The sequence below is a fragment of the Microbacterium sp. NPDC089696 genome (assembly GCF_044749125.1).
Classification (GTDB): Bacteria; Actinomycetota; Actinomycetes; order Actinomycetales; family Microbacteriaceae; genus Microbacterium.
Genome location: NZ_JBIVHF010000004.1, coordinates 155685 through 176425, shown reverse-complemented (window position 1 = coordinate 176425; position 20741 = coordinate 155685). Strand labels below are relative to the sequence as shown.

The window sequence follows — 20741 nt, the reverse complement described above, 5'->3', positions numbered from 1 at the left end:
CGCGGGCGCAAGCCCCTTCCCCGGTCCAGCCCCGCGTGCTTGAGTGACACCATGATCCGTCCCGCCCTCCTCCGCTCGATCGAGACGGCGGTCCCCGAGACCGTGATCCCCCAGGACGAGGTGCGGGACATCTTCGCGTCGCAACCCGGGATCGGACGCCTGGCGCAGCGCCTCATCGGGGCCTCGTTCACCGAGTCGGGAATCGCCACGCGACACACCGTGGTCGAGGAGCTCTCGTCGTCGGTGCACGTCGACGAACCGGTGTTCTACGACCGGGGATCGGGTCTGCTGCTCGCACCGGGCACGAAGGCTCGCAACGACCTCTACGCCCGCGAGGCGACCCGACTCGTCGTCGAGGCCGCGCGGAGGGCGATCGCGGCCGACCCCGACCTCGCCGCATCCGACGTCACGCACGTCGTCACGGCGTCGTGCACCGGCTTCCACGCGCCGGGACCCGACTACGAGATCGTGCGCGCGCTCGGTCTCGCCGACTCCGTGCAGCGCTACCACCTCGGCTTCATGGGCTGCTACGCGGCGATGCCGGCGCTGCGGGCCGCCCGGCAGTTCTGCCTCGCCGACCCCGACGCGGTGGTGCTCGTGGTCAGCGTCGAACTGTGCACGCTCCATCTGCGCTCCTCCGACGACCCCGACGTGATCGTGGCCTCCTCGCTGTTCGCCGACGGCGCGGCCGCGGGCATCGTCACCGCGCGGGACCTGCCCACCCGCACCGCCGCCGTCGCCCTCGACCGCTTCCACACCGCCATCGCCCCCGAGGGGGAGAAGGACATGGCGTGGACGATCGGCGACACCGGCTTCGAGATGATCCTGTCGACACGGGTCCCGCACATCATCGGGGAGACCGTCATCGGCGCGATCCGTCCCCTCTTCGACGCCGACCGGGAGCTGCTCCGCTCGTTCGACGACGGAGGCATCGCCCGCGCGGTGTCGCATTGGGCGGTGCATCCGGGCGGCCGCGCGATCCTCGACCGGGTGCAGAGCGCGCTGCACCTGAGCGACGACCAGCTGGCACCCGCGCGCCGCGTGCTCCACGACTACGGGAACATGTCGAGCGCGACCGTGCTGTTCGTGATCCGAGACATCCTCGAACGCGGCGCCGCGGACGGGTCGCGCGTCGCGGCGATGGCCTTCGGGCCAGGGCTCACCGCGGAGAGCGCGCTCCTGACGGTCGTGGCGGACGGATGAGGGTCGATCTCTCGACGCGGGCCGACGGGCTCGTCGAGCTCATGGACGATCCCGGGGCCGACCTCGCGATGCTCGAACGCACCTACGACCGCTTCCGCTTCGTCAACGCCGCGGTCGCCCGACCGGACCTCCTTCTGCGCCGCGACGTGCTCCCGCGCGCGCGTCGCGGTCGCGTGCGGATCCTCGACGTCGGTGCCGGCGGCGGCGACGTGAGCCGCATGATCGCGCGACGACTGCGCCGGGCGGGGCTCGATGCCGAGGTCACGGCGCTGGACGCCGACGATCGGGCCGTGCGCTGGGCTGCGGCGAACGACGCCGGAGCGGGAGTCCGCTACCGCCGGGCGCTGGCCGCCGAGCTCGTGGCGGAGGGCGACCGGTACGACGTGGTGTTCTCGAACCACGTGCTCCACCACCTCACGGACGCCGAGCGACAGGTGATGCTCGACGACACGCGGCGCCTCGTGCGCCCGGACGGCGTCGTCGTGCACCGCGACATCGCGCGGAGCAGAGCCGCTTACACGCTGTTCGACGTCGCCACCGGGGCACTCGCTCCGACGTTCCTGCGCGGATCGTTCATCCGGATCGACGGCCTGCTCAGCATCCGCCGCTCGTACACGCCGCGCGAGCTCCGCGCCGTAGCGCCCCCGGGGTGGACCGTGCGCCGAGCGCTGCCCGCACGGCTCGAACTGCGCTGGAACGAGCCGGCGGGCTGATCGATCGTCGGCCGCCGGGAACGACGAAGGGCCCGGCGCCGCCGTGGCGACCCGGGCCCTTCGCGCGCCGCATCAGAAGTTGATCATGTGACCCGCGAGGCCGTGGAAGCCCTCCTGCAGAGCCTCGGACAGCGTCGGGTGCGTGTGCACGTTGCGCGCGAGCTCGAGCGCCGTGAGGTCCCACTTCTGGGCCAGGGTCAGCTCGGGGAGCAGCTCGGAGACGTCGGGGCCGATCATGTGGGCGCCGAGGAGCTCGAGGTGCTCGGTGTCGGCGATGAGCTTGACGAAGCCGACGGGCTCGCCGAGGCCGTGCGCCTTGCCGTTCGCCATGAACGGGAACGTCACGACCTTGATGTCGTGCCCCTCGTCCTTGGCCTGCTGCTCGGTGAGCCCGAACGACGCGACCTGCGGCGAGCAGAACGTCGCGCGGGGCATCATGCGATAGTCGCCCAGCGTCTGGGTCTCGGCCTTGCCGATGGTCTCGGCGGCGACGACGCCCTGCGCCTCCGCGACGTGCGCGAGCTGGAGCTTGGCGGTGACGTCGCCGATCGCGTAGATGCCCTCGACGTTCGTGCGCATGTGGTCGTCGATGTCGATCGCGCCGCGCTCGGTGAGCTTCACACCGGTCTTGTCGAGTCCGAAGTTCTCGACGTTCGGGGCGAAGCCGACCGACATGAGGACCTTGCCGGCCTCGATCGACGACTGCTGGCCGTCCTTGCCCGTGTAGGTGACCGTGACGGACGAGCCGTTGTCGACGACGGTCTCGACCTTGGTGGAGGTGAGGATGTCGACGCCGTAGTTCTTGTACTGCTTCGTGATCTCCTTCGACACGTCGGGGTCCTCGTTGGGGAGGGCCCGGTCGAGGAACTCGATGATCGTGACCTTCACGCCGTAGTTCGTCATTACGTAGGCGAACTCCATGCCGATGGCGCCGGCGCCGACGATGACGATGGACTCCGGGAGGTCGCGGGTCATGATCTGCTCTTCGTACGTGACGACGTTCTCGCTCAGCTCGACGCCGGGCAGCAGGCGCACGCGGGAGCCGGTCGCGATGATGACGTTGTCGAACGTGACCTCCTCGGTCGTACCGTCGGCCTTCGCGACCGAGATCGCCTTCGGGCCGGTGAAGGTGCCGCGGCCGTCGTACTCGGTCACCTTGTTCTTCTTCATGAGGAAGTGGATGCCCTTGACGCGGCCCTCGGCGACGACGCGGCTGCGGTCGAACGCCTTGCCGTAGTCGACCGTGAAGTCACCCGAGATGCCGAAGAAGTCGGCCTTGTGCTTCAGGGTGTGCGCGAGCTCCGCGTTCTTCAGGAGCGCCTTGGAGGGGATGCAGCCGACGTTGAGGCACACACCGCCCCAGTACTTCTCCTCGATGATCGCGGTGGACAGGCCGAGCTGCGCGCTGCGAACCGCAGCGACGTATCCGCCAGGACCTGCACCAAGGATGACGACGTCGTAGTGTGGCATGCCTTAAGCCTAGCGCTCCGCCGGGTCGTCGGAATCAGTCGCCGGGCCGTCCGCCGAGCCCTCGTCCGCGCTGCCGCGGCGACCCCGCAGGGCGAACCCGACGACCACCGCGACGGCGATCACCAGCACCCCGACGATCGCGAGCAGCCAGATCCAGTTCGACGCCGACGAGCCCTCGTCCGGAGTCGCGGCGGGCGTGGGCGCGGGCGTCTCGGCGGTGGGGGAGATCGTCTCCGCGGCGCTCGGGGTCGTCGACGGCGTCTCGGCGGGCTGGTCGGGAACAGTGCTGTTCGCGACCGTGAAGAAGTACTCGCCGGAAGTGGGGTGGCCGTCGCTGGACACGATCTTCCACACCACGTGGTACGCGCCGGCAGCGGCCTCGGACACGAGCGGCTGCGTCACGATCGCGCCGTCCACGGTCGCGGCGCCGTCCGTCACGGACGTGCCCGATGCGTCGGTCACCACGACCTCGGTCGCGCCCTCGCCGTCGATCAGCTTGGCGCTGAAGGTGAGGGTCAGCGACGCCGGCAGGGTGTCGACCGTGCCGTCGGCCTCGGGGGAGGAGGCGAGCAGGGAGTCGTGCGCCGACGCCGACAGCGGGGAGACGAGGATCAGGAGCGCCGTCAACAGGGCGGCGGCGAGGGCGACGGGGGCGACGGGACGGCGTCGGGCTGCGGTTTTCACGTCTCCAGCCTAGGAGTCCGCGGTTTGTGGCGGCTGAGTGGGAACCGGCCTCCCGCGAGGGTGTCCGCATCCGTTAGTCTGGGTTGTCAGGAGGGCACAGTGACAGACAGCGAGAGCCGACCGGCGGAAGACGCCGCGATCCACCGTTCCGGCGAGCAGAGGCACGACGTGACCCAGACGTTCGGGCACGATTCGGATCTTTCCTTCGTGCCGTTCGGCGTGGAGCTCACGGAGGTGGAGCAGAGCGCGATCGCAGCGCTGCCCGCGGGATCGGCCCTGCTGCTGGTGCGCTCCGGTGCGCTCGCGGGAGCGCGGTACCTCCTCGACACCGATGTGACGACCGTGGGTCGTCACCCGGAGGCCGACATCTTCTTCGACGACGTGACCGTGTCGCGTCGTCACGCCGAGATCACGCGCACCGGTTCGTCGTTCGAGATCATCGATCAGCGGTCCCTCAACGGCACTTACGTGAACGGCGAGCGCGTCGATCGCAGCGTGCTGGTCGACGGCTCCGAGCTCCGCGTGGGCAAGTTCCGCCTGAACTTCTTCGCATCCCCGGTCGATCGAGTCTCGGCGAACGGCTGATGGCGGCCTCACCCGCCCGCGAACGCTCAGCGTCCGCGGGCCTTCTGAGCATCGGTCAGGTGCTCGCGAGGCTCACGCCGGAGTTCCCCGACCTCACCTCGAGCAAGCTCCGCTTCCTGGAGGTCCAGGGCATCGTCACGCCCTCGCGCACCGAGTCCGGCTACCGCAAGTTCTCCGGCCCCGACATCGAGCGCCTCCGCCTCGGGCTCACGCTCCAGCGCGATCACTACCTGCCGCTCAGCGTGATCAGGGAGCAGCTCGACGAGGCCGAGGCGAACGGCGAGTCGGCGGCGCTCGTGCCGCCGCCGTCGATCACGCCCACCCCCCGTCGCTACCGGCGGGACGAGCTGCTCTCCGCCGCGGGCGCCGGACCCCAGCTGCTCAACGACGCCATCAGCACCGGTGTCATCGCGGCGCAGGAGTCGTACCCCGAGGCGACCGTCACGCTGCTGCGCGGATTGGTCGCCCTCGACCGTCACGGCATCGAGCCCCGGCACCTCCGGTCGCTGCGTCAGGGCGCCGACCGCGAGGTCGCGCTGATCGAGTCCGCCATGTCAGCGCTGCTGCGTCGCACCGACGCCGCGTCCCGTGCCAAGGCGAGCGAGATGGCGCCCACGCTGGCGGCGACGATCGACGAGGTGCGCGCGCTGTTCGTCAAGGACGCGCTGACCCGCCTGCTTTCGTAACGAACTGATTGCGACACACCTTCACGCCCACGCGGATGTCATTGCCGCTGCCGGGGGCCTGCTCTAGCGTGGAGGTAACAGCCCCGAGGAGGATTCAGATGGATGCGGATGAGCGTGCAGGCGACCCGCGGTTCGTGACCGAACTCCTCTTCACCGACGGGTTGCCCGCCATGGACGACGAGGTCGGCTACCGCGGTGCGGTCGCCGCCCGTGCGGCCGGGATCACCTACCGCCAGCTGGATTACTGGGCCCGCACCGAGCTCGTCGAGCCGACCGTGCGCGGCGCCAGCGGCTCGGGCTCGCAGCGTCTCTACGGCTTCCGCGACATCCTCGTGCTCAAGCTCGTGAAGAGCCTGCTCGACACCGGCATCTCGCTGCAGCAGATCCGCACCGCGGTCGAGGAGCTCCGCCGCGCCGGCATCCGCGACCTCGCCGGAACCACGCTCATGAGCGACGGCGCGTCCGTCTACCTCTGCACCTCGAACGACGAGGTCATCGACCTCGTGAGCCGCGGCCAGGGAGTCTTCGGCATCGCCGTCGGCAAGGTCCTGCGCGAGGTCGAGTCGACGCTCGTCGAGTTCGACCCGACGGCGCCCGATCCCGTCGACGAGCTCAGCGCCCGTCGCGCCAAGCGCTCCGCCTGACGACACCAGCGCGCCCCGCTGCACACGAGAAACGGCCACCCTCGCGAGAGGATGGCCGTTCTGCTGTGCGCGACGTGCGGGAGTCAGGCCTGCGGGCCGGTCTCCGGGACCTGGATGCGGCCGGTGCGGATGATCCGGTCGAGCAGCTGGTCGAAGTCGGCCGCGAGCTCCTGCGCCGAGTCGCCCGGCCAGATGTGCAGCGGCTTGGCCGCGCCCTGCGCCTGCTGCAGGGAGGTGCGCTCGGGCAGCTGCGGGGAGAGCACGAGGGGGCCGAACATGTCGCGCAGCTCCTTGATGCGGAACTGGTGCTCGATCGACTGTGGACGTACGCGGTTCACGACGATGCCGAGCGGCTGCAGGCGCGGAGAGAGTCCGCGGCGGATCTCCTCGATGGCGCGGAGCGCGCGGTCGGCGGCCGCGACCGAGAACAGGCCGGGTTCGGTGACGACCATGACCCGATCGCTCGCGGCCCACGCGGTGCGCGTGAGGGCGTTGAGCGAGGGCGCGCAGTCGATCAGGACGAGGTCGTAGTCGGCCTCGACGGCGGCCAGCGCCTCCTCGAGTTTCCACACGTCGCGGACGCTCGGGTGCGGGCCGTCGAAGTTGATGGCGGACGGGCTGCCGATGAGCACGTCGATGGTGCCCGGGTGGACCTTGGCCCATCCGCTGGAGGTGATCGCCTGGCGGACGACCTTCTCCTTCGGGTTCGCCAGGACATCGGCGATGTTGAGCCGACCGGCTACCTGGATGTCCATTCCGGTGGACACATCCGACTGGGGGTCGAGGTCGACGACGAGAGTGCGAACACCACGGGCGAAGGCCGCGGAGGCCAGTCCGAGAGTCACGGTCGTCTTGCCGACGCCTCCCTTGAGAGAGCTGACGCTGAGTACGTGCACGGACTCCACGTTACCTTCCCCTAGGCTGGGTGCACACTCAGCCCCGCCCCGTGCGTGCCGAAAACGTCGCGCATCGAGCTTTCAGAGGTGTGCATGTTCCAGAAGATCCTGGTGGCCAACCGCGGCGAGATCGCGATCCGAGCCTTCCGTGCGGCGTTCGAGGTGGGAGCGAGGACCGTCGCGGTCTTCCCTCACGAGGACCGGGGCTCGGTCCATCGCCTCAAGGCCGATGAGGCGTACGAGATCGGCGAGCGCGGTCATCCCGTCCGCGCCTACCTCGACGTCGACGAGATCATCCGCGTCGCCCGGGAGTCCGGTGCCGACGCGATCTACCCCGGTTACGGCTTCCTCTCCGAGAACCCCGAGCTGGCGGAGAAGGCGGCCGCGAACGGCATCGTGTTCATCGGGCCTCCCGCGAAGGTCCTGGAGATGGCGGGGAACAAGGTCGAGGCCAAGCGCCATGCGATCGAGGCCGGAGTCCCGGTGCTGCGATCGACCGAGGCCTCCGACGACGTGGAGGCGCTGGTCGCGCAGGCCGACGACATCGGCTTCCCGCTGTTCGCCAAGGCCGTCGCCGGCGGTGGAGGACGAGGGATGCGGCGCGTCGAGACCGCCGCCGAGCTCGCCCCCGCTCTCGCCGAGGCCATGCGCGAGGCCGCCAGCGCCTTCGGTGACCCCCGCATGTTCCTGGAGCAGGCGGTCGTGCGCCCGAGGCACATCGAGGTGCAGATCCTCGCCGACAAGACCGGCGAGACCGTGCACCTGTTCGAGCGTGACTGCTCGGTCCAGCGTCGTCACCAGAAGGTCGTGGAGATCGCGCCCGCGCCGAACCTCGACGACTCCATCCGCACCGCTCTGCACGGCTACGCAGTGGCGTTCGCCCGGTCGATCGGCTACGAGAACGCCGGAACGGTCGAGTTCCTGCTCGAGACGGCGGGGGAGCGCACCGGCGAGGTCGTCTTCATCGAGATGAACCCGCGCATCCAGGTGGAGCACACCGTGACCGAGGAGGTGACGGACGTCGACCTCGTGCAGAGCCAGATGCGCATCGCCTCGGGGCAGACTCTCGCCGACCTCGGACTCCAGCAGGAGAACCTCCACGTGCGCGGCGCGGCGCTGCAGTGTCGCATCACGACCGAGGACCCGACCCAGGGGTTCCGCCCCGACACGGGCAAGATCACGACGTACCGGTCGCCCGGCGGCGCCGGCATCCGCCTCGACGGGGGAACGGTGCACCAGGGCGCGCAGATCAGCCCGCACTTCGACTCGATGCTCGCGAAGCTCACGTGCCGAGGCCGGGACTTCCCCGCGGCGGTGGCGCGTGCCCGCCGTGCCCTGGCCGAGTTCCGGATCCGCGGCGTCTCGACGAACATCCCGTTCCTGCAGGCACTGCTCGACGACGACGCGTTCATCGCCGGAGACGTCAGCACCTCGTTCATCGACGAACGCCCCGAGCTCCTGCGCGGGCGTGCCTCGAAGGATCGCGGCACGAAGATCCTCAACTGGCTGGTCGACGTCACGGTGAACAAGCCGCACGGTGCGCACCCCGGCGTGGTCGACCCGCGCACCAAGCTCCCTGCGATCGACCTGTCGACCGAGCCGGTGCCGGGATCGCGGCAGCGCCTGCTCGAGCTCGGACCCGAGGGCTTCGCGCGCGATCTGCGTGAGCAGAGCGCGCTCGCGATCACCGACACGACGTTCCGCGACGCGCACCAGTCGCTGCTCGCGACGCGGGTGCGCACGCGCGACCTCGCCGCCGCCGCACCGTACATCGCACGCCTCACGCCCGGGCTGCTGTCGGTCGAGGCCTGGGGCGGGGCGACCTACGACGTCGCCCTCCGCTTCCTCGGCGAGGATCCGTGGGAGCGTCTCGACAAGCTCCGCGCCGCGCTGCCGAACGTCGCGATCCAGATGCTGCTCCGCGGACGCAACACGGTCGGCTACACGCCGTACCCGACCGAGGTCACCGAGGCGTTCGTGCAGGAGGCCGCGTCGAGCGGTGTCGACATCTTCCGCATCTTCGACGCCTTGAACGACGTCGAGCAGATGCGCCCGGCGATCGAGGCGGTCCGCGCGACGGGCACGGCGGTCGCGGAGGTCGCCCTCTGCTACACGGGAGACCTGCTGAACCCGGCCGAGGACCTCTACACGCTCGACTACTACCTCGGCCTCGCCGACAGGATCGTCGAAGCGGGCGCCCACATCATCGCGATCAAGGACATGGCGGGTCTGCTGCGCCCCGCCGCCGCGGCGACGCTCGTCACCGCGCTGCGCGAGCGCTTCGACCTCCCCGTGCACCTGCACACCCACGACACCCCCGGCGGGCAGCTCGCCACGCTGCTCGCGGCCAGCGCCGCGGGCGTGGACGCGGTGGATGCGGCATCCGCGCCGCTCTCCGGCACGACCAGCCAGCCCTCGCTGTCGTCGCTCGTGGCGGCGCTCGCGCACACCGAGCGCGACAGCGGCATCGACCTCGCGGGAGTCTCGGACCTCGAGCCGTACTGGGAGGCGGTGCGCCGCACCTACGCGCCGTTCGAGTCGGGTCTTCCCGGACCCACGGGTCGCGTCTACCATCACGAGATCCCCGGCGGACAGCTCTCCAACCTGCGACAGCAGGCGAAGGCGCTCGGCCTCGCCGAGGACTTCGAGCTCATCGAGGACATGTACGCGGCGGCCGACCGCATCCTCGGCCGTGTGCCGAAGGTGACGCCGTCGTCCAAGGTCGTCGGCGACCTCGCTCTGCACCTCGCGGCCGTCAAGGCCGACCCCGCCGACTTCGAGGCGAACCCCGAGAAGTACGACGTGCCGGACTCGGTCGTCGGCTTCATGGCCGGCGAGCTCGGCGACCTGCCCGGCGGGTGGCCCGAGCCGTTCCGCTCCAAGGTCCTCGCGGGTCGATCCGTGCGCACGGGCCTCACGGAGATCTCGGCGGACGACAGGTCGGCTCTCGCCGCGGGCGGGGCCGAGCGCCGGTCGCGGCTGAACACGCTGCTCTTCCCCGCACCCACGCGCGAGTTCACGCAGGCGCGCGAGCAGTTCGGAGACCTCTCGGTGCTCGACACGAACGACTACCTGTACGGGCTCGTGCAGGGGCAGGAGCACCTCGTCGAGATCGACCGCGGCGTGCAGCTCTACGTCGGCCTCGAGGCCGTGGGCGACGCGGACGAACGCGGCATGCGCACCGTCATGACGACGCTCAACGGGCAGCTGAGGCCGGTGTTCGTGCGGGATCGCTCGGTCGCCGTCGACGCGCACGAGGTCGAGAAGGCAGACACCTCGGTGCCCGGTCAGGTCGCCGCGCCGTTCTCGGGCGTGGTGACGCTCAAGGTCGAGGTCGGAGACTCCGTGAACGCGGGCGAGCCGGTCGCGTCGATCGAGGCCATGAAGATGGAGGCGGCGATCACCGCACCCGTCGCGGGCGTCGTCGAGCGCCTCGCGATCGGCGCGACGCAGCAGGTGGACGCGGGAGACCTTTTGGTCGTGATCCGTCCGGCGCACTAATCTTGTGCGGCGAGGGCCGCGCTCGATGCAGCGCACCCGAGGCCCGCATGAACTTGGAGTGACGACGTGACCCCGAAGAACGTGGCAGAACCGCCGGACGACGAGTCCCGCGGCATGCTCGACGACACCGCGTCGATCGACACGACCGGCATCGGCATCATCGCCGGGACCGCGCAGGTCAGCGTCGAACTGCCGCAGGACGGCGAGGACGCGCTCGAGGACGACGGCATCGTCGAGGGTGAGGTCGTCGCTGATCTCATCATCGACGAGCCCGTCGCCGCGGCGAAGGCCGCCGCCGAGATCTCGGATGCCGCGCTCGGCGCGCCCATGGTGATCGAGCTGCCACCCGAGCCGAAGCGGGAGATCGAGCGGGACACTGTCGCCGAGCCCGAGCCCGAGCCCGAGCCTGAGCCTGAGCCTGAGCCCGAGCCCGAGCCCGAGCCTGAGCCTGAGCCGGAGCCGGAACCCGCGCCGGAGCCCGAGCCGGAGCCGGAGCCGGAGCCTGAGCCTGAGCCCGAGCCCGAGCCGGAGCCGGAACCGGAGCCCGAGGCCGTCGTCGAGCCGGTGCCTGTCGTCCCCCCGGTTCCGGAGCCTGACGCTCCCGCATCCGCCGTCGCCGCCGAGGCCGCGGCGGCAGCGGCCTTCATCGCACAGGCGAAGTCCGATCTGGAGACCCGATCACGAGCACGTGTGAGCGTCGAACGACAGCCGCACCCTGAGGAGAGAGCAGCCGTGGACACCCCGAAGAGCGCGTCGTCGGCCGCGCCGGCGCGGCGTGCGGCGCGCGCGGAGGTGCAGCTGACCTCCAAGCGCCTCGACGACCTGAGTGACACGTCCCGCGAGAGCAGCGACCTGCTCACCGCGGATCGTCTGCTCGACCCGCACCGCGTCACCAAGCCCGAGCCCGAGGGGGCGTGGAGCCACTTCCTCTATACGATCTCCGGACGCCGTATCAACATCGGCGACGGCCGTCGGGCCCGTGAGCGCAAGGCGCTGACCGCCCGGATCGCCGCGCCGCTCCCCGGCGGGGCCCGCTTCATCCCGGTGCTGTCCCGCAAGGGCGGCGTCGGCAAGACCACGATCACGAGCCTGCTCGGGATGGCTCTCGCGGACGCCCGCGAGGATCGCGTGATCGCTGTCGACGCCAACCCGGACCGGGGTACGCTCGCGGACCGCGTCGTACGGCCGAACCACACCCGTTCGGTGCGCGACCTCGTGCGCATCCACGACGAGGTCAAGGGGTACCACGACATCTCGGCGATCGTCGCTCGCGACGCCACCCGCCTCGACGTGCTCGCCTCGGACTCCGACCCGCGTATCGCGGAGGCGTTCAGCGACAGCGACTACCGCGACGTCGCCGACGTCGCGGCGCACTACTACTCGCTGGTGCTCACCGACACCGGCACCGGGATCGTGCACTCCGTGATGTCGGCGACGCTCGACCTCGCGGACCAGCTGGTCATCGTGTCGGGGCTCAGCGTCGACGAGGCGCGACTCGCCTCCGAGACTCTCACCTGGCTCGAGACGAACGGCTACGCCGAGCAGGCGCGCGACGCGGTCGTGGTGCTCAACCAGTCGACCCCGGGTGCACCGCTCGTGCGCCTGACCGAGCTGGAGACGCATTTCCGCACGCGCGCCCAGCACGTCGTGCGCATGCCGTACGACCCCCAGATCGCCGGGGGCGGGGCCATCGTCTTCGCGAACCTCCAGCCCGAGACCAGGGTCGCCGCGCGTCAGCTCGCCGCCCTGCTCGTCGAGGGCCTGCGGACGAAGGGCGCCTGATGGCGGTGCGTGAGATCCGCGTGTTCGGAGACCCGGTGCTGCGCACGATGTGCACTCCGATCGACACGATCGACGACGGCGTGCGCGCCCTCGTGGCCGACCTCGTCGACACGGTCGAGCTGCCGGGACGCGCCGGTGTCGCCGCCCCGCAGATCGGCGTGGCGCTGCGCGCGTTCAGCTACAACATCGACGGCGACATCGGCTACGTGATCAACCCCGTCCTCACCGAGGTGCGCGGAGAGCCCGTGCCGACGGGGGAGGGATGTCTCTCGGTCCCCGGCCTCTGGCACGACGCCCTCCGGTACCCGTGGGCGCGCGTCGAGGGCATCGACCTCGACGGCGAGCCGGTCGTCCTGGAGGGCGAGGGGCTTCTCGCCCAGGCGCTGCAGCACGAGACGGACCACCTCGACGGCAAGCTCTACCTGTCACGGCTCGACGCCGAGACCCGCAAGCGCGCGATGCGCGAAGTGCGCGAGAGCGCCTGGTTCTGACGCCGAGGACGACGAAGGCCCCCGCCGACCGGCGGGGGCCTTCGTCATCTGCCGGTGTCAGCCGCCGATCGCGACGTTCGTCGTGGAGACCGGCTCGTCGTAGATCGCGGAGATCTCGTCGGCGAAGTCGCTCATGATGACGTTGCGCTTGATCGACATCTTCGGCGTCAGATGACCCGAGCCCTCGGTCCACTCGCTGTCGAGGATCGTGAACTTGCGGATCGACTCGGCGCGGGAGACCCGGGTGTTGGCGGCATCCACGGCCTTCTGCACCTCGGCGCGGACGGCCTCGTCCTTCGCGGCGTCGGCGAGCGACATGTCCTTGTCGAGACCGTTGTTCGCGAGCCACGTCGGGAGCATCTCGGGATCGAGAGTCACGAGCGCCGAGATGAACGGCTTCTGATCGCCGACCACGACGACCTGTCCGATGATCGGATTCGCGCGGATCGGGTCCTCGAGCGCGGCGGGCGCGACGTTCTTGCCGCCGGCCGTGACGATGATCTCCTTCTTGCGTCCGGTGATCGTGAGGAAGCCCTCGGCGTCGAAGCTGCCGATGTCGCCGGTGCGGAACCAGCCGCCCTCGCTGAAGGCCTCCGCGGTCGCGTCGGGGTTGTTCCAGTACTCGCGGAACACGTTGATGCCGCGGACCTCGATCTCGCCGTCCTCGGCCAGACGCACGCCGACGCCGGGGAGGGCGGGGCCCACCGTGCCGATCTTCGACTTGTCGGCGAGGTTCACGGTCGCGGGGGCCGTCGTCTCCGTGAGGCCGTAGCCCTCGAGGATCACGACGCCGAGGCTGTGGAAGAAGTGGCCGAGACGAGAGCCGAGCGGTGCGGAGCCGGAGACGGCGTACACGACCCGCCCGCCCATCGCGTCGCGCAGCTTGCCGTAGACGAGCTTGTTGAAGAGCGCGAACTTCAACCGCATGCCGAACGGGATGCTCTTGCCCTGCTCCAGCAGCCTCGAGTGCTCGATCGCGACGTCGGCCGCCGCGCGGAAGATCTTGCCCTTGCCGCCGGCCTCGGCCTTCTGCTCGGCCGAGTTGTACACCTTCTCGAACACGCGGGGGACCGCGAGGAGGAAGGTGGGCTTGAACGAGCCGAGCGCCGGGAGCAGCTGTCGCGTGTCGGGCTGGTGTCCGGTGCGGACCCCGGCGTGCACGTTGAGGATCGAGATGAAGCGCGCGAACACGTGCGCGGTGGTGATGAACAGCAGCGTCGAGGCGCCGGGCGTCTGCACGACCTCGTCGAGCGACTTGGCCGAGTTGCGGGCGAGCTCCACGAAGTTGCTGTGCGTGAGCACGCAGCCCTTGGGGCGCCCTGTCGATCCGGAGGTGTAGATCAGCGTCGCGATGTCGGAGCCGACCGCGATGTTGCGGAGGCGTTCGATCTCGGCGTCCGTGACCGCGGCGCCCTGCGCCGTGAGGGTGTCGATCGCGCCGAGATGCATCTGCCACACCTCGCGGAGGAGGGGCAGGTCGCCGCGCACCTCGTCGAGGCGGGCGAAGTGCTCGGGGGACTCGACCATGAGGGCGATCGCACCGGAGTCCTCGAGGATCCACTGGATCTGCGCGGGCGAGCTGGTCTCGTAGATGGGGACCATGACGGCGCCGGCGTAGAACAGCGCGAAGTCGACGAGCGACCACTCGTAGGTCGTGCGCGCGAGGAAGCCGACCTTCTCCCCGGGCTGGATGCCGGCGGTGACGAAGCCCTTCGCGAGAGCGATGACCGCGGTCTGGAAATCGGCGGACGAGATGTCGCGCCAGCTCTCCCCGTCGGGGACGGAGAACAGGGGACGGTCCGGCGTGGCCTCGACGCGCTTCACCAGCAGGTCGGTGATGTTCGCGTCGGGGTCGGCGGGGACGACGGCGGGGACTTCAAACTGGACCACGGCAGCTCCTTCGGTACCGGTCGGGCACGGTGTCCCTTCCGAGTCTAGGGCATGGGACCGGGTCGCACGAAGGATGAGACTGGGTCGCCTTTTGACGAGGTTGCGCATCCACATCCGCGCAGGCGATGGTGCGGAGCGGACACGGCGCTAGACTTCACATCGATGTTCTACTGGCTGATGAAGTACGTCGCGATCGGCCCCGTGGTCAAGGCGGTGTTCCGCCCCTGGATCGTGGGGCGTGCGAACCTGCCCCGGACCGGTGCGGCGATCCTCGCCAGCAACCATCTCTCCTTCGCGGACTCCATCTTCCTGCCCCTCATGATCGACCGGCCGATGTCGTTCCTCGCGAAGAGCGACTACTTCACGGGGCGTGGCCTCAAGGGGTGGGCGACCAAGTTCTTCATGAAGGCCACGGGGCAGATCCCGATCGACCGTTCGGGCGGCAAGGCATCGGAGGCATCGCTCAACACGGGGCTCCAGGTGCTCGGGCGCGGCGACCTTCTCGGCATCTACCCGGAGGGCACGCGCAGCCCCGACGGCAAGCTCTACCGCGGCCGCACCGGCCTCGCGCGCATGGCGCTCGAGGCCAGGGTCCCGGTCATCCCGGTGATCATGGTCGACACCGACACCGCCATGCCGATCGGTCAGAAGGTGCCCCGCGTCGTCCGGGTCGGCATCGTGATCGGCGAGCCTCTCGACTTCTCCCGCTACCAGGGCATGGAGAACGACCGCTACATCCTCCGATCCGTCACGGACGAGATCATGGTCGCCCTCCAGCGGCTGGGGGAGCAGGAGTACGACGACGTCTACGCGTCTACCGTGAAGGACCGTCTCCCGGTGCGCGTCACACGACGCTCCTGAGGCGTCTCGGCCCCGCGCCGCGCACTAGGCTGTAAGGCATGCTCCAGCACCACATCGACGCGCTTGACGCGTGGCGCGCGCTCCCGATCAAGCAGCAGCCTCAGTGGGGTGACGCCGAGCGCGTCGCCGAGGTCTCGTCGCAGATCGCAGCGCTCCCGCCCCTGGTGTTCGCCGGCGAGGTCGACAACCTCCGTGAGCGTCTCGCGCGTGCCGCATCCGGGCAGGCCTTCCTGCTCCAGGGCGGCGACTGCGCCGAGACGTTCGCCGGCGCCACCGCCGATCAGATCCGCAACCGGATCAAGACCGTCCTGCAGATGGCGGTCGTGCTGACCTATGGCGCCTCGATGCCGATCGTGAAGATGGGTCGCATGGCGGGCCAGTTCGCGAAGCCGCGGTCGAGCGACACCGAGACGCGCGGCGACGTCACGCTGCCCGCCTACCGCGGCGACATCGTGAACGGCTACGACTTCACCGAGGGCTCGCGCCAGGCCGACCCCGGTCGTCTGCTCCAGGGGTACCACACTGCGGCGTCCACGCTGAACCTCATCCGCGCGTTCACTCAGGGCGGTTTCGCCGACCTCCGCGAAGTGCACTCGTGGAACAAGGGCTTCGCGCAGAACCCGGCCAACCAGCGCTACGAGCGCATGGCCGCGGAGATCGACCGCGCCATCAAGTTCATGGAGGCGGCCGGTGCCGACTTCGACGAGCTCAAGCGCGTCGAGTTCTTCACGGGCCACGAGGGTCTGCTGATGGACTACGAGCGCCCGATGACGCGCATCGACTCCCGCACGGACACGCCGTTCAACACCTCGGCGCACTTCCTCTGGATCGGTGAGCGCACGCGCGAGCTCGACGGCGCGCACGTCGACTACTTCTCGAAGATCCGCAACCCCATCGGTGTCAAGCTCGGCCCGACCACCACTCCCGAGACGGCACTCGCGCTCATCGACAAGCTCGACCCGAACCGCGAGCCCGGTCGTCTCACGTTCATCACGCGCATGGGCGCCGGCAAGATCCGCGACGCGCTGCCGCCGCTGCTGGAGGCGGTCCGTGACTCGGGCGCGCAGCCGCTGTGGGTCACCGACCCCATGCACGGCAACGGCATCACGACGCCGACCGGCTACAAGACCCGTCGTTTCGACGACGTCGTCGACGAGGTCCGAGGCTTCTTCGAGGCCCACCGCGCGGTGGGCACGTTCCCCGGCGGCATCCACGTCGAGCTCACGGGCGACGACGTCACCGAGTGCCTCGGCGGCTCGGAGCAGATCGACGAAGCCGCCCTCGCGACGCGCTACGAGAGCCTGTGCGACCCGCGACTGAACCACATGCAGTCCCTCGAGCTGGCGTTCCTCGTGGCTGAGGAGCTCGAGAAGCGCTGACCCGCGGACACCACGACGAAGGCCCTCCCCGCTCGGGGAGGGCCTTCGTCGTCCGGTCCACGTCGGACCGGAGCATCCGGTGCCGCCGTCCATCTGCAGGATTCGAACACGGATGCCGGAGAGATAGGCCGCCGTCGTCCTGCGGGTGTCCGGCGGTCCTGCAGGTGTGCTCGCTCAGCCGCTGAGCTGGATCGTGAGCTTGACCGTGCCGCCGCGGGGGAGGGTCTTGTCCGAGCCGGGGTCCTGTGCGGTGACGCGGGCCATCTCCGCGAAGCCGGGGAGATCGCCCCAGGCCGCATACGTCGCGGTGAAGCCCGCCGACTCGAGGATCTGCTTCGCCTCGACGAGGGTCTTGTCGGTCACGTCCGGCACCGGGAACAGCTCGGGGCCCTTCGACACGATGAGCTGCACCGTGTCGCCGGGGCGCCAGTTGCCCTGAGTCGCACGGTCGGCGACGCCGATCACGAGGTCCTTCGCGAGCTTCTCGCTGAAGGCGTACGCGATCTCGGGGTTCACCTGCAGCTGCTTGTCCGTCAGCGTCGAGGTGGCCTGGTCGACCGTCATGCCCGACACGTCGGGGAAGGCGCCGGCCGACACGTAGAGCTCGACCGTGTCGTCCTCGAGGATCTCGCATCCCTCACCGCACGCGTAGACGTCGCCGCCGTCGCGCGGGGTGACGTAGGCGTTGATGACCCGTCCCTCGTCGGCGTCGGAGAACAGCACGAGGGACTCCTCGGTCACGTTCACGTTGAGGTCGGCGAGGTAGTCCCGCGCCTCCTGCTCGTCCTTCCCGTTGAGCGCGTCGACCGTGTGACCCGCCGGACCGATCGAGATGTAGACCGTGACGGTGGCGCCCTTGTCGAGGCGCGCGCCGTCGTCGGGGTCCGTCCTGATGGCGAGATCCCGGTCGACGTCGACGGAGTTCTCCTCCGCGCGCGCCGGTACGAAGCCCTCGGCGGACAGCTGCGCCGCCGCGTCGTCGTACGACAGCCCGGCGACGCTCGGCACGGCCACGAGGGAGCCGGGGCCGGAGCCGAACCACCATCCGACGCCTCCGGCGATCGTCGCGAGGAGCAGTACGAGCGTGAGCAGCAGGGCGCCGCGGGCACGTCGACGCGATGACCGTCGACGCAGCAGGGTGGCGTTGTCGACGGCCTCAGGCGTGGGAGCGGTCGGGTTCGGGAGCACCATCGTGCTCGGCATCACCTTGGTGAGGTCGGCGGAGTCGGCCTGCGCGCGCTGCGGCGTGGTCGCGGCCGCCACGGCGGGGGCGATGCCGAGATCGCGCTCGATCTCACGGAGGCGCTCGAGCATCTGCTGCGCGTCGTCCGGTCGCTCGTCGGGCGACTTCTCGGTCGCCCACAGCACGAGCTCGTCGAGCGGCTCGGGGACTCCGGGGTTGCGTGCACTGGGACGAGGCACGGACTCGGTCGCGTGCTGGAACGCGATCTGCATGGGCTGCTCGCCCTTGTAGGGCTGCTCGCCCACGAGCATCTCGTACAGCATGATCCCCAGTGCGTAGATGTCGCTGCGGGCGTCCGCGGTCCCTCGCGTCACGAGCTCCGGGGCGAGGTAGGCGATCGTCCCGAGGAGCTGCTGTCCCGTGGCGGTGTTCGCGGTCGTCGCGCGCGCCAGGCCGAAGTCGCCGATCTTGATGCGGCCGTCCTCGGCCAGCAGGACGTTCTCGGGCTTGACATCGCGGTGCACGATGCCGGCGCGGTGCGCGGCGGAGAGGCCGGCGAGGACGGCGTCCATGATCGTGATCGTCTGCGGCACGGTGAGGCGCTTCTGCTCGCGGAGGAGTTCGCGCAGCGTGATGCCGGGGAGGTACTCCATCACCAGGTAGGCGAGTTCGCCGTCCTGCCCCTGGTCGAACACGTTCACCACGTGCGGGTCGGCCAGACGCGCAGCAGCGCGCGCCTCCTGGATGAAGCGGCTCTGGAACGAGGAGTCGTCGCTCAGGTGCGCGTGCATGACCTTGAGGGCGATGCGGCGCTCGAGCCTCAGATCGGTGGCGACGTACACGGTGGCCATGCCGCCGCGGGCGATGCGGGCCCTGACCCGGTACCGACCGTCGACAAGCCGCCCGATGAGGGGGTCGGCCTGCTGATTGGTCGTCACGTCAAGATTCTATTGAGGACTCCCTGAAAGCCACGGGAGCGGCTCGCCCCTCGAGGCTGCGGGTTTGCCCGGAACACGGTCATCCGTACAGCGCGAGCCACTGGAACGCCTGCGTCTCCCACAGTCCGTAGCGCTCGGGGTAGGCGGAGATCTGCACGGCCTGGGCGGCATCCGTGAAGCGCATCGACTCCCATCCGGGGATGTCGAGCAGGCCGCGCGTCGACGGTCCGTTCGGGTCCGCCGCCCCGCCGAAGAACACCCGGGTGCTGCGGTCGGCGTCGAGGATCTGCTCGGGGAGCCCCCAGCCCGTGCTCGGGCGCTGCTGGAAGAGGCCGAGGGAGTCGCGGTCGCCCCAGGCGAGATTGCGCATGCTCGACTCGACCATCGCCGTCGCGAGCGCGATCGCGATGGCGCGGTCCGAGACGCCGAGCTGGCGGCCGATGCCGATGATGAGGGCGGCATTGCCCGCCTGCTCCGCATCGAGGGCGGCGAAGGACTGCGCAGGGGTGGTCGGCGCCGCCGCGGGAGCGGGAGCCGGTGCCGGCGCTGCGGCGACCGCGATGCTCTGCCCGGGATAGATGATGGCGCCGGCGCCGAGTCCGTTGAGGGCGAGCAGCGAGGCCGTCGACGTGCCGTACCTCTGCGCGATCGCGAACAGCGTGTCGCCCGCGATCACCGTGTGCGTCTGCGCTCCGGTCGCGGCAGGGGCAGGCGTCACCGCGGTGGCGGCAGGGGCGGCGGCGGCAGCGGGAGGCGCGGCCGTGCCGTTCAGCGCGATGCTCTGACCCGGGTAGATGACGGAGGCGCGGGTGAGGCCGTTCGCGGCGAGGACCGCGTCGACGGTGAGCCCGTACTTCTGTGCGATCCCGAACACGGTGTCGCCGGCGACGACGACGTGGGACGCGGTCGCGACGGGTGCGGGGGCGGCGGCGGCGGGGGCTGCCGCCGGGGCGGCGGTGCCGGTGAGTGCGAGCGTCTGGCCGGGATAGATCACCGATCGCCAGCTCAGGCCGTTCCACGTGAGCACGTCGACCGTGCGGAGGCCGAAGGCGTTCGCGATGGAGGAGACCGTGTCACCGGGCTGCACGACGTAGGTGGCCGGCGTCGTCTGCAGCGGGACCGCGCGAGCGCCGGCGTGCGCCCGCTCGATCGGTGCGACGGACGCGGTGTCCGCCGCGGCGGGAACGACGGCGAGGGGGCCTGTGAGCGTCCCGAGAACGGCGGCGGGCACCCCCAGTTGCAGGTAGGTCGCCCGGCGCGCGGCGGCGGTGCGCGGTCGCGGAGCGGGCTGTCGCACGGCGAGCTTTCTCACGGGTTCCCCCTTGTTCGGCGTCTGCCCACGCTGACACGTATGTATACGGAAGTCAACAGAAGTGACGTGTGTGACGGATGCGACACGAGCTCTCGACATGCGCGCGCCGCGAGGAGGTGAGATAGTGGCAACGTGTCTGAGCAGTCTGAGAACCGCAATCCCGAGAACGCCGGGGTCACCCCCACCGAGTGGCTGACGATGCCGGACCTCGTCGAGGTTCTGGGCGAGCCGCTCGGCCGCGTGCGTCGCCTCATCGACGAGCACTACCTCATCGGATCCCGTCGATCCGGTGTGTTCGCGGTCCCGTCGGTGTTCATCGTCGACGGGCACCCGCTGTCTTCGCTGCGCGGCACCGTGATCGCGCTGCAGGACGCGGGCTTCAGCGACGACGAGGTCGTCGACTGGCTCCTCGCGGACGACGACACCCTCGGTCGCGCGCCGATCGCCGCGCTGCTGGCCGGCCACAAGAGCGAGGTGCGACGCATCGCGCGAACGCTCGCCTGAGCGTCCGACGTCCTCCGTG

17 protein-coding genes are annotated in these 20741 nt (G+C 70.2%); 11 read left to right on the top strand and 6 right to left on the bottom strand.

Going from position 1 to position 20741, the window contains the following annotated elements; genetic code table 11:
• The first annotated feature begins 51 nt into the window (after positions 1 to 51).
• Together ACIPY8_RS18410 and ACIPY8_RS18405 are read left to right on the top strand one after the other, a co-directional pair.
• Positions 52 to 1203, top strand: coding sequence for a type III polyketide synthase (locus tag ACIPY8_RS18410; RefSeq protein WP_400821341.1), 1152 nt, complete (start codon positions 52 to 54; stop codon positions 1201 to 1203).
• The gene (locus ACIPY8_RS18405) at positions 1200 to 1916 is read left to right on the top strand and encodes a methyltransferase domain-containing protein (RefSeq protein ID WP_400821339.1); all 717 of its coding nucleotides are present in this window, start codon (positions 1200 to 1202) and stop codon (positions 1914 to 1916) included. The genes ACIPY8_RS18410 and ACIPY8_RS18405 overlap by 4 nt, the downstream gene beginning before the upstream one ends.
• Positions 1917 to 1988: 72 nt before the next feature.
• Here the strand turns inward: ACIPY8_RS18405 and lpdA are convergent, their stop codons facing one another.
• Together lpdA and ACIPY8_RS18395 are read right to left on the bottom strand one after the other, a co-directional pair.
• Positions 1989 to 3386, bottom strand: coding sequence for a dihydrolipoyl dehydrogenase (lpdA, locus tag ACIPY8_RS18400; RefSeq protein ID WP_400821336.1), 1398 nt, complete (start codon positions 3384 to 3386; stop codon positions 1989 to 1991).
• Positions 3387 to 3395: 9 nt separating this feature from the next.
• Positions 3396 to 4070, bottom strand: a complete 675-nt coding sequence (locus ACIPY8_RS18395) for a copper resistance protein CopC (protein ID WP_400821333.1) — start codon at positions 4068 to 4070, stop codon at positions 3396 to 3398.
• A gap of 99 nt (positions 4071 to 4169) precedes the next feature.
• Here ACIPY8_RS18395 and ACIPY8_RS18390 point away from each other — a divergent pair, with 99 nt between their 5' ends.
• The 3 genes from ACIPY8_RS18390 to ACIPY8_RS18380 all read left to right on the top strand — a co-directional run bounded on the left by ACIPY8_RS18390 (position 4170) and on the right by ACIPY8_RS18380 (position 5985).
• Positions 4170 to 4655: an FHA domain-containing protein gene (locus ACIPY8_RS18390; RefSeq protein ID WP_400821331.1), complete on the top strand. Its 486-nt coding sequence runs from the start codon at positions 4170 to 4172 to the stop codon at positions 4653 to 4655.
• Positions 4655 to 5341 carry a MerR family transcriptional regulator gene (locus ACIPY8_RS18385; RefSeq protein WP_400821328.1) on the top strand — a complete coding sequence of 229 codons (687 nt, stop codon included), beginning with the start codon at positions 4655 to 4657 and terminating at the stop codon, positions 5339 to 5341. Before ACIPY8_RS18390 ends, ACIPY8_RS18385 begins: the two co-directional genes overlap by 1 nt.
• Positions 5342 to 5439: 98 nt before the next feature.
• Positions 5440 to 5985, top strand: a complete 546-nt coding sequence (locus tag ACIPY8_RS18380; protein ID WP_050723717.1) for a MerR family transcriptional regulator — start codon at positions 5440 to 5442, stop codon at positions 5983 to 5985.
• An 83-nt stretch (positions 5986 to 6068) separates the two neighbouring features.
• Here ACIPY8_RS18380 and ACIPY8_RS18375 read toward each other — a convergent pair whose 3' ends face one another.
• Complete coding sequence (locus ACIPY8_RS18375; RefSeq protein ID WP_400821324.1) at positions 6069 to 6881, bottom strand: ParA family protein; 813 nt, start codon at positions 6879 to 6881, stop codon at positions 6069 to 6071.
• Positions 6882 to 6974: 93 nt separating this feature from the next.
• On the opposite strand from ACIPY8_RS18375, the gene ACIPY8_RS18370 reads away from it, so the two are divergent.
• From ACIPY8_RS18370 to def, 3 genes are all read left to right on the top strand, one after another.
• Positions 6975 to 10382, top strand: a complete 3408-nt coding sequence (locus tag ACIPY8_RS18370) for a pyruvate carboxylase (protein ID WP_400821321.1) — start codon at positions 6975 to 6977, stop codon at positions 10380 to 10382.
• A gap of 66 nt (positions 10383 to 10448) precedes the next feature.
• Positions 10449 to 12164 (top strand): MinD/ParA family protein, encoded by a 1716-nt coding sequence (locus ACIPY8_RS18365; RefSeq protein ID WP_400821318.1) that lies wholly within the window; start codon positions 10449 to 10451, stop codon positions 12162 to 12164.
• Positions 12164 to 12655: a peptide deformylase gene (gene def, locus ACIPY8_RS18360; RefSeq protein ID WP_400821315.1), complete on the top strand. Its 492-nt coding sequence runs from the start codon at positions 12164 to 12166 to the stop codon at positions 12653 to 12655. The genes ACIPY8_RS18365 and def overlap by 1 nt, the downstream gene beginning before the upstream one ends.
• 57 nt (positions 12656 to 12712) lie before the next feature.
• On the opposite strand, the gene ACIPY8_RS18355 is transcribed toward def, so the two are convergent.
• Positions 12713 to 14545, bottom strand: coding sequence for an AMP-dependent synthetase/ligase (locus ACIPY8_RS18355; protein ID WP_400821312.1), 1833 nt, complete (start codon positions 14543 to 14545; stop codon positions 12713 to 12715).
• A gap of 162 nt (positions 14546 to 14707) precedes the next feature.
• On the opposite strand from ACIPY8_RS18355, the gene ACIPY8_RS18350 reads away from it, so the two are divergent.
• Positions 14708 to 15406 carry a lysophospholipid acyltransferase family protein gene (locus tag ACIPY8_RS18350; RefSeq protein ID WP_400821309.1) on the top strand — a complete coding sequence of 233 codons (699 nt, stop codon included), beginning with the start codon at positions 14708 to 14710 and terminating at the stop codon, positions 15404 to 15406.
• 38 nt (positions 15407 to 15444) lie between these two features.
• On the top strand, positions 15445 to 16785 hold the full coding sequence (locus tag ACIPY8_RS18345; protein WP_400821307.1) for a class II 3-deoxy-7-phosphoheptulonate synthase: 1341 nt from the start codon (positions 15445 to 15447) through the stop codon (positions 16783 to 16785).
• A gap of 174 nt (positions 16786 to 16959) precedes the next feature.
• Here ACIPY8_RS18345 and pknB read toward each other — a convergent pair whose 3' ends face one another.
• Both pknB and ACIPY8_RS18335 read right to left on the bottom strand, forming a co-directional pair.
• Positions 16960 to 18906: a Stk1 family PASTA domain-containing Ser/Thr kinase gene (gene pknB / locus ACIPY8_RS18340; RefSeq protein ID WP_400821305.1), complete on the bottom strand. Its 1947-nt coding sequence runs from the start codon at positions 18904 to 18906 to the stop codon at positions 16960 to 16962.
• A 79-nt stretch (positions 18907 to 18985) separates the two neighbouring features.
• Positions 18986 to 20218, bottom strand: a complete 1233-nt coding sequence (locus tag ACIPY8_RS18335) for a LysM peptidoglycan-binding domain-containing protein (protein WP_400821303.1) — start codon at positions 20216 to 20218, stop codon at positions 18986 to 18988.
• 198 nt (positions 20219 to 20416) lie between these two features.
• Between ACIPY8_RS18335 and ACIPY8_RS18330 the strand changes: the two genes are divergently transcribed.
• Positions 20417 to 20722 (top strand): Rv2175c family DNA-binding protein, encoded by a 306-nt coding sequence (locus ACIPY8_RS18330; protein WP_400821440.1) that lies wholly within the window; start codon positions 20417 to 20419, stop codon positions 20720 to 20722.
• The last annotated feature ends 19 nt before the right edge of the window (positions 20723 to 20741 follow it).